General features: G+C 65.9%; 10 protein-coding genes and 1 tRNA gene. 7 read left to right on the top strand and 4 right to left on the bottom strand.

Going from position 1 to position 14,862, the window contains the following annotated elements:
* The first annotated feature begins 25 nt into the window (after window positions 1-25).
* Both ACAG24_RS21280 and ACAG24_RS21275 read left to right on the top strand, forming a co-directional pair.
* A complete protein-coding gene (locus ACAG24_RS21280) occupies window positions 26-874 on the top strand; it encodes an SDR family NAD(P)-dependent oxidoreductase (RefSeq protein ID WP_370474401.1) in 849 nt (282 codons plus the stop codon).
* A gap of 25 nt (window positions 875-899) precedes the next feature.
* Window positions 900-1,685, top strand: coding sequence for an SDR family NAD(P)-dependent oxidoreductase (locus tag ACAG24_RS21275; RefSeq protein ID WP_370474400.1), 786 nt, complete (start codon window positions 900-902; stop codon window positions 1,683-1,685).
* 8 nt (window positions 1,686-1,693) lie between these two features.
* Here ACAG24_RS21275 and ACAG24_RS21270 read toward each other — a convergent pair whose 3' ends face one another.
* Complete coding sequence (locus tag ACAG24_RS21270) at window positions 1,694-3,034, bottom strand: PucR family transcriptional regulator (RefSeq protein ID WP_370474399.1); 1,341 nt, start codon at window positions 3,032-3,034, stop codon at window positions 1,694-1,696.
* A 116-nt stretch (window positions 3,035-3,150) separates the two neighbouring features.
* Between ACAG24_RS21270 and ACAG24_RS21265 the strand changes: the two genes are divergently transcribed.
* The 4 genes from ACAG24_RS21265 (at window position 3,151) to ACAG24_RS21250 (ending at window position 9,283) form a co-directional block, all read left to right on the top strand.
* Complete coding sequence (locus ACAG24_RS21265; RefSeq protein ID WP_370474398.1) at window positions 3,151-4,677, top strand: WS/DGAT/MGAT family O-acyltransferase; 1,527 nt, start codon at window positions 3,151-3,153, stop codon at window positions 4,675-4,677.
* The gene (locus ACAG24_RS21260) at window positions 4,674-6,281 is read left to right on the top strand and encodes a long-chain fatty acid--CoA ligase (protein ID WP_370474397.1); all 1,608 of its coding nucleotides are present in this window, start codon (window positions 4,674-4,676) and stop codon (window positions 6,279-6,281) included. The genes ACAG24_RS21265 and ACAG24_RS21260 overlap by 4 nt, the downstream gene beginning before the upstream one ends.
* Before the next feature lie 11 nt (window positions 6,282-6,292).
* The gene (locus ACAG24_RS21255) at window positions 6,293-6,892 is read left to right on the top strand and encodes a hypothetical protein (RefSeq protein WP_370474396.1); all 600 of its coding nucleotides are present in this window, start codon (window positions 6,293-6,295) and stop codon (window positions 6,890-6,892) included.
* Window positions 6,893-6,955: 63 nt separating this feature from the next.
* A complete protein-coding gene (locus tag ACAG24_RS21250; protein ID WP_370474395.1) occupies window positions 6,956-9,283 on the top strand; it encodes an arylsulfatase in 2,328 nt (775 codons plus the stop codon).
* 234 nt (window positions 9,284-9,517) lie between these two features.
* Here the strand turns inward: ACAG24_RS21250 and ACAG24_RS21245 are convergent, their stop codons facing one another.
* Window positions 9,518-10,738, bottom strand: a complete 1,221-nt coding sequence (locus ACAG24_RS21245; RefSeq protein ID WP_370474394.1) for a L,D-transpeptidase — start codon at window positions 10,736-10,738, stop codon at window positions 9,518-9,520.
* A 156-nt stretch (window positions 10,739-10,894) separates the two neighbouring features.
* Between ACAG24_RS21245 and ACAG24_RS21240 the strand changes: the two genes are divergently transcribed.
* A tRNA-Lys gene (locus ACAG24_RS21240) sits at window positions 10,895-10,970 on the top strand.
* 52 nt (window positions 10,971-11,022) lie between these two features.
* Here the strand turns inward: ACAG24_RS21240 and ACAG24_RS21235 are convergent.
* Window positions 11,023-13,704, bottom strand: coding sequence for a S15 peptidase family protein (locus tag ACAG24_RS21235; RefSeq protein WP_370474393.1), 2,682 nt, complete (start codon window positions 13,702-13,704; stop codon window positions 11,023-11,025).
* Between the two features lie 419 nt (window positions 13,705-14,123).
* Window positions 14,124-14,498, bottom strand: a complete 375-nt coding sequence (locus ACAG24_RS21230) for a hypothetical protein (protein WP_370474392.1) — start codon at window positions 14,496-14,498, stop codon at window positions 14,124-14,126.
* Window positions 14,499-14,862 lie beyond the last annotated feature (364 nt).

Below are 14,862 nucleotides of genomic sequence, written 5' to 3'. Positions count from 1 at the left end.
CATGGCTCCGCCGTACGTTTCCGGCATGCCCAGAAAATCAACCCGCTTGAGAACGGCGGATCTCACCGACCGCGTCGCGGTCATCACCGGCGCCGGCAGCGGTATCGGCCGCGAGCTGGCGCTGTTGTGTGCACGGCGCGGCGCCAACCTGGCCCTGTGCGACATCAACGACATCGGTCTCGCCGACACCGCCGCAACGGCGCACAGCTTCGGTGGCCGGATTGTGACCCGACGCGTCGATGTCGCTGACTCCGAAGCGATGTCGCGATTCGCGCAGGAGACGGTCGACCTTTACGGTGCGGTGGACCTGCTGATCAACAACGCCGGTGTAGGGCTGGTCGGCGGATTTCTGGACACCAGCGTCAAGGATTGGGACTGGTTAGTCGGCATCAACCTGATGGGCGTGGTACACGGCTGCAACGCTTTCTTGCCTACGATGATCGATGCCGGCCGCCCAGGTCACGTGGTCAATCTGTCGTCGGCTGCGGGTCTGCTGGCCAATCCGCAGCTGACTGCCTACAGCGCAACGAAATTCGCGGTGCTGGGGTTGTCCGAGGCACTGAGCATGGAGTTGGCCCCACATCGCATCGGTGTCACTGCGGTATGCCCCGGAGTCATCAACACTGCCATCACACAGAACAGTGCCATCCGCGGTGACGGCGACGCCGAGCAACGGCGCAACCGTCTGATGTCGACATACCAGAAGCGCGGCTACCCGCCGGAACGGGTGGCACACAACATTCTTCGTGCGGTTGACAGGAACCAGTCGGTCGCCCCCATCGCGCCAGAGGCGCATCTGATGTATCTGCTCTCGCGCGCCGCGCCGCCGCTGGCCCACTGGGCGGCCACCCGGCTCGCCGAGCTGACGAAATGACTTTGCAAGGGAAGAGGTATCGACAATGAAGCTCGACGGACGCAGCGTATTGGTGACAGGTGCGACCGGCGGGATCGGCCGCGCCATTGCCCGCGAAATGGCCTCACGGGGCTGCCGTCTCACGGTCACAGGTAGGCGGGAGCCGGAACTGCGCCGGCTGGTCGGCCTGCTCGGCCCTTCCGCCCGCGCGGTGACCGCCGACCTCACCGATCTCGACCAGGTACGCGCCCTGGTCGACCGCGCAGGGGCGGTTGACGTGCTCGTCGCCAACGCCGGCGTGGGCGTCCCAGAGGATCTCGGCATGTTGAGTGACGAGCAGATAGAGCATGCGGTCCGCGTCAACCTATTAGCCCCCGCGGCCCTCGCGCGCGCGGCGATGGAGCCGATGCGCAGGCGCGGCCGCGGTCACATCGTCTTCATCTCGTCGGGGGCCGGGCTCGTCGCGACATCGGGTAACGGCACCGTCTACACGGCCACTAAGTGGGGACTGCGTGGACTCGGGCTGGCCCTGCGGCAGGAACTCCGTGGCTCGGGCGTCGGTGTCTCGACTGTCTTCCCCGGACCGGTCCGCGACGCCGGCATGCTGGCCGATACGGGCGTATCACTCCCCCGACTATTCGGCACCAGCTCCCCGCAGGATGTCGCCCGTGCGGTCGCTGACGCGGTCGAGCGCGGCCGGGCGGAAACAACCATCGCGTCGGCCGGCCTACGGATGCTGGTGGGCATCGGCGCAATAGCGCCTCTGCTCATCGGCGACCTCGCCCAATGGGCGGGTGCGGGGCGGGTCCGCGATGCGATGTTGAACCGCTAGCTGGTCGATCACGACATCGGCAGTGCTGAACCAAGCCGGGTTTCGGCTCGGTCGATGCTGGCTATCGCTAAAGCCCCCGCCTGTTCCCCGACCAGATCGGCGAGAACCAGTGCCGCGCGGAGTTCGAGGGTGCGCTTGTCGATCGGACGGCCCAGCATCTCCTCCGCCTGCCGAATTCGGTACGCGACGGTGTTCTCGTGGACGTGCAGCCGCTTGGCCGTTCTGCCGCGACTGCAGTTCTCGTCGAGATACGTGCGCACGGTGGCAGCGAGCCGGCGGGTGGTTTCGTCCGTCTCGCCTAACCGGCCCAGTTCGCGCCGCACGAAAGTCCGGGTCTGTTCCACGTCGACCGTGGCGATCGCGCGCAACGAGACCGTTTGGTATCTGGTCACCGTACCCACCGGCCACTGCGCCAGCCGCGCAATCCGTTGCGCTTCAAGAGCCTCGACGTGACTCGATCTCAGGCCGGTCAGCCCGCGGCCGGGCTCGCCGATCGCAACACGGACTCCCGGTGCAGCCGTTGTGCGGAAGCGCAACTGATCCAACACCTTTGATGGAATTTCACTGTGCGTACTGACCCATGCCGCAACCGACAGGATGCCAAGGGGGTACAGCAGCGGATTCTGATTGCCGATCGCGGAACCGATGTCGCGGACCGCTGATTCGAGGATCGCCTGCGTATTCCGGCCCTCCTCGTGGGTATCGAGCCAGGCGATCACGGCCACGTGCCACCGGCGGACTTCGTGACGCAGCCGGCGCGTGGCCACCTCGGTGTCGATGGGTTGGCCCGCCAGGATCGTCCTGATGGTGTCAACTTGACTGGCCGCCGCGCTACGTACCCAGCGGTCGCGTTCGGCGGTGTAGACCTGCTCAGCCTGGCATAGGGCGGCGTCGACGTAAGCGAACATCCACGCCGAACCCAACTCCGCGGCCAGCTTTCGATCATCGGCGTTGTCCGCGTGCGCATCGAGGATCTCGACGAAGCAGCGCGCGATCGCGGCGTGCGCGAGTCGATAGCTGCGCATCAAGGTGGTCAGTTCGACGCCGTGTTGTGCACCGTCGCGGGCGTAGGCGAGGGTCGGCGCGGGCAGGTCGGCTGCATCAGCCGGATCGGCTCCGTCGATGAGCACCGCAGCGAAATCTCGAATACTCGCCTCGGTGCTCGAACGGTTCACTTCAATAGCCTCTGGGCTCGCGAGCAGCTCGGGCAGCCGTGCACTGGTGTGCTCGTTCGCCAAGGCGGCGATCTCTGCTGCGCGGTCGGCGAGTTCGGCACCCGCCGGCCGCAGCACCGCCGCCCATACGCGACGCTCGTCGTCGCGCTGGGCGCCGTCCCAGCTCGGCTCCATGACGTGCACGTTAGCGCTGTGACTTCCGGAGTAGTGCGGATATTCGACAACAGCGGGACACATCGTTGGCGACCACGGACAAGAAAAGGTTGCGCCCTCTGGCAGACCATCAATACATGCGACAACTGACCAGCCTCGACACGCAGTTCCTGGCGATGGAGAACGATCGGGTGCAAGGGCACGTCAGCGTTCTTGGAATCTACGACTCGGAGACCGATTCGGGCCGTCCGCTCGACGCGGCGCTGGTCCGTGAGCTGATCAGCCGACGCCTGCACCTGCTGCCCACGTTCCGTTGGCGGCTGGCTCAGGTACCGCTGTCCCTCGACTACCCGTACTGGGTCGACGACGGCACCTTCGACATCGAGTATCACGTCCGGGAACTCGCGCTGCCGGCGCCCGGAAGCGATCGCCAACTCGCCGAACAGGTTGCCCGGATCATCGGCCGCCAGCTCGACCGGGCTCGCCCACTATGGGAGGTCTACGTCATCGGCGGACTCGACGATGGCCGGGTGGCGGTGCTGACCAAGATGCATCACGCCGCTGTCGATGGGGTGTCGGGCGCCGAGGTGATGAGCATCCTGCTCGACGGAAGCGCCGACAGCGAAAGCCACCCGGCACCGCCCGTCGTCGCCGAGCCGTTCCCCTCGGATCTCGAGATGCTCGGCCGCGGTCTGGTCGGTCTGATGAGCCAACCGATGCGGGTGATGCGCGCAGGTCCGACCGCGCTGCCACATCTCGACGACGTCCCGACGATCCGGCATCTGCCGGGCGTAAAGCTCGTCGCGCGCACCAGCAGGGCGATCAAACGCGCGATACCTGCCCCGTCCAACAGGTTGCCGGCACCGGGCAGCGACATCACCGCGCCTCGCACCCGATTCCAGGCGCGGGTGTCTCCGCACCGTCGCGTCGCGTTCGGATCGATGTCGCTGCGCGAGGTCAAGGCGATCAAGAACACTTTCGGGTGCACCGTCAACGACGTCGTCGTCGCAGTCTGCACCTCGGGACTGCGTTCCTGGCTCGATGAGCGCGGCGAACTGCCCGCCGAGCCGCTCGCCGGCTTCGTACCGATGTCGGTGCGTACCCCGGAGCAGCAGGGCACCTTCGGCAATCGGGTGTCTGTGATGCTCACCGAGCTACCAACAGACGAGGCCGACCCGGTGCAGCGATTGGCTCGCATCACCAGCGCTATGCGAGCGGCCAAAGAGCGTCAGCGCGCGCTGCCGGCATCGTTGCTACAAGACGCCAACCACTTCATACCCCCCGCCCTGCTGGCCCAAGCTGCCCGCGCGACCTCCCGACTGGCGGGGATGCGCGGCCTGAATCAGCCTGCGAACGTGATGATTTCGAACGTCCCGGGCCCGTCGACTCCGCTGTATCTGGGCGGCGCCCGTCAGCACGCCCAGGTTCCGGTGTCCGGCGTGCTCGACGGAATCGGCATCAACATCACCGTGATGAGCTACCAGGACTCGCTGGAATTCGGCGTGGTCGTCGACCGCGATCTGGTTGACGACCCCTGGACGATTCTCGGCGCGTTGCGGGCCGGGCTGGCCGAACTCACCGAACACGCATCCCAACACACGGCGCCACCGCAAGTCACGGACCTGCGTACCGCGCCAACGACCCGCAGAAAGGCAAGCTCATGAACCCTGACATCGCCAGCGGCAGTATGGATCACCAACTCACGTTGACCGGCATCGTCGAACGGGCCGAACGGTTCCACGCCGGTCAGGCGGTGATCTCGCGTCGGCCATCCGGCGCGGTGAGTCGGACCACCTTCGGCGCCTGCGCGTCACGTGCTCGCCGGCTCGCCGCCGCACTGCGCTCGCTGGGCGTCGGCGTCGGCGACCGGGTGGCCACGCTGATGTGGAACCAGAGTGAGCACCTGGAGTTGTACTTCGCGGTGCCCGCAATGGGTGCCGTTATCCACACCCTTAACCCGCGGCTCTTCCCCGACGAACTCGGCTTTATCGTCAACGACGCCGGGGACACCGTGATCGTCGTCGACGAGTCGCTGCTGGAAGTGTTCGAAAGTTTCCGCGCCACACGCGATTTCGCTCACATTATCGTCGTGAACCACTCCGGCGAGGCGGCCGGAACCCTCGACTACGAGACGCTGCTCGCGCACGCCGAACCCGTCGAATGGTCTGCGCTCGATGAGCGTCAACCGGCGGCGATGTGCTACACCTCCGGTACCACCGGTCGACCCAAGGGTGTCGTGTACTCACATCGCGCCTTGGTGCTGCATTCGCTCGTCTCGGCACTGCCCGACCAGCTGGCGGTGTCGGCCAGGGATACCGTCCTGCCAGTCGTCCCGATGTTCCACGCCAATGCGTGGGGCCTGCCGTATGCCGCGGCTCTCGCGGGCGCCCGACTGGTGCTGCCCGGTCCACGCCTTGATCCCGAAAGCGTGCTCGACTTGTGCGCGAATGAACACGTCACCATGACGGCCGGCGTTCCCACCGTCTGGATGGGCATGCTCGCAGCGCTCGACGCCGAGCCCGATCGGTGGAAGCTGCCGGAATTGGACCGGCTGATTGTCGGCGGGGCGGCAGTCCCGCAGTCCATGTTCGAGGGATTCGACCGCCACGGACTGACGGTGGTGCAGGCATGGGGGATGACCGAGACCGCACCCTTGGGAGCAGTCTGCCGGCTGCCCGAGCACCTGGACACCGGCGGACAGGATGAACGGTACGGCTACCGCACGCGCCAAGGTGTCGCGAGCCCATTCGTCGAGATCCGCGCCCGCGACGACAACGGCGAGACCATCGCGTGGGACGACGCGGCCATGGGAGAACTCGAAGTGCGCGGCCCCTGGGTGACGGGCAGCTATCACGGGGGCCGGGGCGCCGAGAACTTCACCGACGATGGATGGTTCCGGACCGGCGACGTCGTTCGCATCGATCCGCACGGCTGCATTCGCATCTGCGATCGCTCTAAGGATCTCGTCAAATCGGGCGGTGAGTGGATCTCCTCGGTGGACCTGGAGAACCAGCTCATGTCGCACCCCTCGGTCGCCCAGGCCGCCGTGATCGCCGTGCCCGACGACCGCTGGGGCGAACGCCCGCTGGCGGTCGTGGTCTTACGGGACAACGCGACGGCATCGCCTGAAGAACTGCGCGACCACCTCGCCGAGGAGTTCGCCAAGTGGCAGCTGCCCGATCGTGTCGAGTTCGTCGCCGCGCTTCCGTGCTCTGCCACAGGCAAATTCAAGAAATCAGAACTGCGAACGATGTTCGCGACAGCCTGAAAGGAATCGATATGACCAGATTCGACATCACCCAGACCAACCGCGCGGTGGAGCGCCTGATCCAGACGACCGAGAACCCACGGCATCTCTACCTCTTGCACGCCTACAACCGGCACCGCTATCTGGAGATGGCCGGTCGCTACGAGGAAATTTTCGCGCCCGACATGACTGTCGAGGCGCCGGTCTACCACTTCACGATGCTGGGCAAGACCCTCACGCTCAACGGCGCCGAGGCGGTCAAGGCGGTCTACCACGAATGGTCGCAGTCCGCACAGTGCATCTTCTACGCCGAGGATGAGAAGTTGGCAGTCAGCGACCACATGATCGTGTCCACGTCGCTGATCTACCAGCAAACGCCTGGCCACATATTGGCAGCCGAGGGTGCGCCGGTCGATCCCAATGCCTACTACCTGGTCAAGACAGCGGAGCACATGATCTGGCCTTACGATGACCGCGGCCGGTTGATCGGCGAGGACGTCTGGGAGTACGACGACACCGTGCGCGAGATCATCCCGCTGTACCCCGGCGACGTCCTCAGCGTCGAGCAGTCGGCCAAACTGCTCGATCCGCTGATCAAGCCGCTGCCGTCACGCAATCCCTTCCTCGACTGACACCACGACACGATGTGAGTTCCCTACAGTGACAACGCAACCGAACACGGCGAAGGGACGACGATGACCAACGATGTGGTAGCCCCGAAACTGCCCGGTGGTGAGACCCTGCCGTTCGCGCCCGTGCCCTCGGCCAGTGTGGCCGGCCGCACTCTGCAGGACTCCACGTACGCCCAGCGCGTCGTTCCGCGGCGACTGGGCGACGGAGCCCCCAACGTGGTGATCGTGCTGATCGACGACGCAGGGCCGGGTCTGCCCACCACGTTCGGCGGCGAGGTCCGCACCGACACCATGGACCGAATCTGCTCGGAGGGTGTGTCCTACAATCGCTTTCATACCACCGCGATGTGCTCGCCCACTCGGGCGTCGCTGTTGACCGGGCGCAACCACCACGAGATCGGCAACGGCCAGATCGCTGAGCTGGCCAATGACTGGGACGGTTACGCCGGCAAGATCCCGCGCAGCAGCGCGACGGTGGCCGAGGTACTCAAGCAGTACGGCTACGCCACCTCGGCGTTCGGCAAGTGGCATAACACCCCTGCCGAAGAGACGACGGCGGCCGGTCCGTTCGAGAACTGGCCCACCGGGCTGGGATTCGAGTACTTCTACGGCTTTCTCGCCGGTGAGGCGTCGCAGTACGAGCCGCATTTGGTGCGCAACACCACCGTGGTCGCTCCCCCGAAGACGCCGGAGGAGGGCTACCACCTGTCCGAGGATCTGGCCGACGACGCCATCAGCTGGCTGCGGCGGCACAAAGCCTTCAATGCAGACAAGCCGTTTTTCATGTACTGGGCCAGCGGTTGTCTGCACGGACCGCACCACATCATGAAGGAGTGGGCCGACCGCTACGCCGGCAAGTTCGACGACGGCTGGGACGCATACCGGGAGCGGGTGTTCGCCGCCGCCAAGGAGAAGGGCTGGATTCCACAGGACTGCCAGCTCACCGAGCGCGATGCCACACTGGCCTCCTGGGACAGCATCCCCGAGGACGAGAAGCCCTTCCAACGCCGGCTCATGGAGGTGGCGGCGGGCTACGCCGAGCACGTCGATGTGCAGGTCGGCCGCATCGCCGACGAACTCGACCGACTGGGATACGGGGAGAACACGCTCTTCGTCTACATCTGGGGCGACAACGGCTCCTCCGGCGAGGGTCAGAACGGAACCATCGCAGAGCTCTTGGCGCAGAACGGCATTCCGACCACCGTTCGCCAGCATATCGACACCCTCGAAGAGCTGGGCGGCTTGGACGCGCTGGGGTCGCCGTTGGTTGACAATCAGTACCACGCGGCATGGGCGTGGGCGGGCAGCACGCCGTATAAGGGCATGAAGCTGTTGGCATCCCATCTCGGCGGCACCCGCAATCCGATGGCGATCAGGTGGCCGGCCAAGGTCGATCCTGACCCGACGCCTCGCGACCTGTTCCTGCACTGCAACGACGTCGTGCCGACCATCTACGACATCATCGGAATCGTGGCGCCGCGCACGGTCAACGGAGAACCGCAGATCCCGATAGCCGGAGCGAGCTTCGCCGGCACGCTGGTCGACCGCCACGCGCCCGGTGGGAAGCCGACGCAGTACTTCGAGATCATGGGCAGCCGGGCGATCTACCATGACGGCTGGCTCGCCTCCGCGCGCGGCCCTCGGCTGCCCTGGGTCCCTGGTGCGCCCGAAGGCATCGAGTCGTGGACTCCCGACAACGACCAGTGGGAGCTTTATCACCTCGACGACGACTGGTCACAAGCGACGGACCTCGCCGAACAACACCCCGACAAGCTCGTCCAGATGCGCGAGATGTTCGCGATCGAGGCCGCTCGCAACTCGGTGCTGCCCGTCGGCGGTGGGCTCTGGGTCCCCGTCTACCACCCTGAACTGCGCATCGCGCCGCCCTACCGGGAATGGCAATTCTCCAGCGACACCATCCGGATGCCCGAATTCTGTGCGCCCGCTCTGGGAAACAAGAACAACACCGTGACGATCGACGCGGATCTGCCCAGCAACGCCAACGGCGTCCTTTACGCACTCGGGGCGGCCGCCGGCGGGCTGACCTGCTACCTGGACGACGGCTATCTCTGCTACGAATACAACCTGTTCATTCTGCAGCGCACCAAGATCCGGTCGGCGACGAAGCTTCCCCCGGGATCAGCGACGATCGTCGTGGAAACCCGCTACGCCGAGCCGCGACCCGCGGGCCCGCTCGACATTGCCCTGCGTGTCAATGGCGAGGTGGTGGGGCAGGGACAGGTACCCGTCAGCGCACCGCTGCTGTTCACGGCCAACGACTGCCTTGACATCGGAATATGTCTCGGATCGCCCGTCTCACTGGACTACCGCGAGCGGGCCCCCTTCCCCTTCGAGGGTCACATCCACGGCGTCCACGTCGCTTACACCTGATCCGGATCAGAGCGCTTCGCGATTGGTCATCTTGACGATGGCGGGCCGCTTTTGAGCCGCTGCACAACGTGGGCTAACGGCCACGTACACCGACGAGTCCCCCGCGCGGGGTCGAGTCCCGTCAGGCACCCTGTGTACGGGAATGCCGTCTACTCAGGTAGCCGGCGTTTCTGCAATCAGATATGTGCCGTGGCACTCGATCACCCGGCCGGCGGCGTCGATCACCGGAGGGCGTCAGACGTTGGCGTTGCCGGCCTTCCACTGGTCCCACGGGATGTTCCAGTCGCCAAGGCCGTCGGTGCCCGACAGCGGCGAGCCGACGGTGTTGACGATCTCGACGATGTCACCGCGCTTGGAGTTGTCGTAGAACCACTGCCCGTTGCTGGTGCTGACGTTGATGCACCCGTGGCTGACGTTGCTCTCACCCTGGCTGCCCACCGACCACGGGGCCGCGTGCACATAGATGCCGCTGTAGGAGATCTGGGTGGCCCAGTCGACCTCGGTGCGATAGCCGTTGGGAGAGTTGGTCGGAACGCCGTAGGTCGACGAATCCATCACCATGTGCGACCGGCGGTCACCGACGATGTACACCCCGTTGTTGGTCGGCGTGCTGTTCTTGCCCATCGACACCGGCATGGTCTTGATGACCTCGCCGTTGCGGCGGACCGTCAGCGTCTTGGTGTTGTCGTCGACGGTGGTGATCATCTGGTCGCCGATCGTGAAGTCGGTCGAGACGTTCTCCTGGCCGAACAGGCCGTCGCCCAGGTCCACGCCGTAGGTGTTGACCTGAACCTCGACCGTGGTGCCGGGCTTCCAGTATTCGGCCGGGCGCCAACGGACTTCGCGGTTGTTCAGCCAGTAGAACGCGCCCTCGACGGGCGGGTTGGTCTTCACCGTGATGGCGCGCTGCGCGGCGAGCCGGTTCGGGATGTTCTCGTCGAACTGGATGGCCACCGGCTGCCCGATACCGACGACCTCGCCGTCGTTGGGCAGAACGTAAGGCATCGTGAGGTTTTCGGGCGAATGCGTCTCGAACGTCATCTGGCGGCTCGTCACGCCGCCGAGGCCCAGCGACTGCGCGGTCAACGTGTAGCGCTTGTTGTAGCCGAGCGGCTCGGTGGTCGCCCACGTCAGCCCGTCCTCGGACAACTCACCCGACACGGTCTCGTCGTCCTCGTTGACCATCGTGACCGCCCCGAGCACGCCGTCCTCGGCGCTGACGGTGACCGGTGAGCCCGCGCTGACGCCGACCGCCCCGTCCTGGACGGAGGCCGTCAGCTTGGGGATCAGGAGATCGCCGAACGGGGTGCCCTTGTCCGTGATCACCTGCGGCTCGGGCGCTTCGGCGTTCCCGCCGCATGCCGACAGCCCGAGCACGATCGCGGGAACGAGCGCGGCAGCGATCAGCAAGGACCGCTTCCGGCGCCCCCGGGTCACCGAGTTGACCTGCCACATAGTCCGCTCCACCTCGCATACAGGGCTGTGCGCCCACGGTTCGTCGGCGACAATTCTACGGTCAATTTCGAATGGAGACCCGACGACGGCGTCGGCTCCGGCCGCGGTTCAATGCGATTTCATCCTGCGCCGCGGGCCTGTTATTGTCTCACACGCGCGCCGTTAGCTCAGTTGGTAGAGCAGCTGACTCTTAATCAGCGGGTCCGGGGTTCGAAACCCTGACGGCGCACCACACGAAATCCCTGCTCAGGCGGGGATTTTGTCGTTTCAGGGCCCTTTCTCCCCTACGCCGCGGTCACCCCGACGGCGAGCCCTGCCAACGCCGCGTCGTCGCTGACGCCCGTCGCGACGGTCGGTAGCGAGATGGTCACGCTTTCGACGTTGATGTAACCGACCTGTATCAGGTCGAGATACGGAGTGGCGAAACCGGCGAGCTGCAGCTTCAGCGTCGCCCCGGGCACCATCGTGTACGCGATCTGCTCCAGATCGACCGTGACCGTCTGGCTGCGCCCGTTGAGCGTCACCGGGATCGGCGTCACGAGATTGCCCAGCACCAGACCGGTGGTCTCGTCGACGAGCTGCCCGTAGATGTGGCTTGCGGTGCCGAGCCCGGAGTAGGTCAGCGTGATCTCCGGTGCGCCGACGATCTGGACCTCGTCATCGGGTGCCGGGATGTCCAGATTCAGCGCCAGCCACGCCTCCGACGCCGTCGCGATCGACAGCAGCAGCGGTGTCGGCGGTTTGGTCTGTGGGCCGGAGCCACCGATCAGCGGAATGATTGGCAGGAAGCCTCCGTCGCCCTCGGTGACCAGCGGGTCGCCGTAGAACTCCGGATCCGTCGGCAGCAGGTCGGAGAAGTGGTAGTCGCCGAACTGGTCGAACCATTCGAACCGGGGCCCGGTCGGGATCAGTTCGTTGCCGCGGACATACCGGTCGAGCCAGTCGATCGTCGAGTTCACCAGCAGAGGCTGCTGGATGGGATTGAGCGGATCCAGGCAGATGCCGTGCCCGCCGCAGGCCCAAATCATTTCCACCGGAACGCCGTTCGCGTCGAGCATCATCGCATTCGTGACTGCCTGGGCGAGCGTGAACAACCCGTCGGCGGTGCCTTGGATCAGCAATGTGGGCGCCGTGATCTGGTTGACGAGTGTCGTCGGGCCGCTGCTGGTGAGGATTGCCTGCTGCGACTCGGTGAGGAAACCCAGGAGCAGGCCCTGGAGGATCGCGGGGTAAATCTGCGAGTTGATCCGAGCGCCCGCCTCCAGCAGATCCAGCGCCAGCAGAGTCGACCAGCCGGACTTGAACGCGTCGTTCGGGTAGAGCGCCTCGTTGAGCGAGTTCCAGGCGATGACCGGGACGATCGCGTCGACCCGGCGATCGATGCCCGCCACCACCAGCTGGATTCCTCCGCCGTAGGAACCGCCGACCATGCCCATGGTCGGATCGCCGGGCGCATCAAGCTCTGTCTCCGGACGCTCGGCGACCCAGCTGATGATGGCCTGCACGTCGCGGCCTTCAAAGAACGGGTTGTCGAGCTGAAGGATCCCCCCGGATGCGTATTCGCCGCGGGGGTCCCACGTCACGACGTTGTAGCCGGCATCACGAAGCGGCGCGAGACCGGGGACGAGATTGCCCACCTGGATCGTCGTGGTCGGGTCGATGGTGCCGGCGCTGCCCAAACCGGGACCGTTGAGCACCGTCGGGGCGGTCTCACCGAATTCCAGCCCGGTGGCCGGGAAGAAGTTCGTGCTGATCTGCGTCCCGTCGAAGGACGTCACCATGGTGGTGAACGCGACGGGAGCCCCGACCGGCACGAGTTCGTCGATGTCGACATCGAGGGGGGTGATGACGCGGTAGCCGATGATCGGTTGCAGAAGGGCGCCCAGGATCGGCACCCGCTGCAGGCCGAGCACGATGGGCTGCACGAAGTCGCCGACGATCGGGATCTGCTCCAGGATCGAGACCAGCACGCTCTGCTGACTGACCATGACGGTGAAACTTTCGACACCGCGAGAATCCACGACCGACAGGTCGGGCAGGAACGAGAACGTGCCGTCCGGATTGAGGGTGACCTTCCCGCCTTGGTCCGGGCCGTCGAGAAGCGTGTAGATCAGCGGCCGGCTGCTCGTGCTGGTGGCCCCGACGGAGCCGTAGATCACGCCGTTGTCGAAATCGAAGGTCGGATCGACCGAGATCGGGCCGCTCGCGAGCAGCGCCTCGCGGCGGGCGGCCGCCGCCATCGCCCACGACAGCGGCGAACTCGTCGGAAGCCCCGCGGGGCCGTCACCGGCGAAGGGATTGAAGATGCTGTCGATGAGTTCGAGCAGCGGGCTGGACACCGAGGCTGTCGCGGTGTTCGTCGCCGACGCCGTCACTGCACGTCCGGCGGTGGCGGCGGGACTCGACAGCCACTTCAGCGCCGGCGTCTGCCCGCTCGTTGGCGGCGTCGGGGTACTCCCGGCCGGAGAACCTTCGGCGTCAGGGGCGGGGTCTTCTATCGTCGACGGCGCCGGGTCTGCGGCCTCCGCGCCGGTGTCCGCCGACACGTCCGCGCCCGGACTTTCGGCGGCGTCGGACGACGAGACGCCCCCACCCGCCGACGGGGCGACATCGTCATCGACGTCGTCGACGCTATCGGCGTCATCGTCGGAGTCGCCGTTCGCGTGGGTCGGCTCGCCTTCGTCGTCGGCCGATTCGTCGGCCGGTTCGTCGTCGGCCGGTTCGTCACCGGGCTCGTCGTTGCCGGCAGTGTTGTCCCCGGAAGCGTCGTCGCGGCTCGCGTCGCGTTTCGTCGTCGAGCTGTGCGAGCTCGGGGAGTCCTGGGCTCCCGCAGAGGAGGCACTGGGCCCGGACTCGCCGGACGAGGGTTCCGCCGAGGCGATTCCCTGTCCGGTGAGGACAGCGGTGCCCACCCCGAAGGCCACTGCGAGACCACCGATACGGCCGATATGACGTGCAGCGCTCATGATTCCCCCGTTGGACGACGAGCAATGCAGCAAACTATATGCACGTGCCCCGGCCGCCCGTTCGGCAATTGACGGATCTGATTTGTTACGTGTGCAGAGGGGCGTCACCGAATCGTAAATCGTCAAACTCGGTCAAGATCATCCATTTTCAGGCCGGCCTACGCGCCGATAACCCCACCGGGCTTCGCCGTCACCCGGCCGAGGCGACCACACAGCCTCGGCGGGTCGGCAACACCACCCCGGCGGCGTCGGGTGCGACGAAAGTCAGCCACGGCGGGCGCAACCCTGCCTCAGTGGGCGCGAGCCGACGGCGACGAGGCGCCGATGTACGACACGATCGTTGGCGACCCGGCCCGCCCATGTTCTTGCAACCGGGCGGGTGACCCGCACGTACGCGGACGATCCTGCGAAAGGCGCGTTCAGCGGCGAGGGCCACCCGGGCCGGGCTGGCCGAGCAGAGGGTTGACCGAGCCACCTTGCGCGGCATGTTCGCGTTGGTGCTGCTGCATCGCCTGGACCAAGGGATTTTCCTTGATCAACTGACGCTTGTCCTCTTCGGACAGCTCATAGAACGTCCACATCCCCCACGCCGCAGGGCGGACGTAGAGCGTGACCTTCTGACGTTTCCTCGCGTTCTGCGGAAGCATCGCCGGGATAGCCACCACCCGGTCCAGCGTCACCGCACTGGCCAGTTCCGCAGCGAGCTTGTCGACATCCGTCGTCTCTTGCAGCTCGTAGACCGAAGCCTGATGGCTCGGCTGAGCCGGGCCTTGCAGGGCGAGAAACCACGCCATCCGGCGTCTCCTTCGCTGTCGCTCGTCGTGGGTCAGCGTCAGCGTAGAGGACACGACCCGCTGCGACCGGCGGCCCCCGCACGTCGACACCGCCAGCAGCTACTGGCAACGTCGGTGCCGACATGAATTAACGGCACTGAACATTTGGTGTGTTTTCGCCTGTTGAGACCGTCTCATGTGCTAGATGTCACACGCCGGTGACCATGGTCTATTCCACGGCGATGGAGCGTGCAGTAACGGTTCCGAGCTCTTGCATGGATCTTATGGTCATTGCGCTGGGCAAAGGCGGCGGGTGGTGTTATGGTGCAGTTAGCTGACACGCTCGGAGCGAACCCCGCTCAGAGCCTAACGGCGGAAATCGAGG

Origin of the sequence: Mycobacterium bulgaricum (genome assembly GCF_041287165.2) — a bacterium.
In the GTDB taxonomy this organism is placed as follows: domain Bacteria; phylum Actinomycetota; class Actinomycetes; order Mycobacteriales; family Mycobacteriaceae; genus Mycobacterium; species Mycobacterium bulgaricum.
This window is presented reverse-complemented; position numbering and strand designations above follow the sequence as displayed.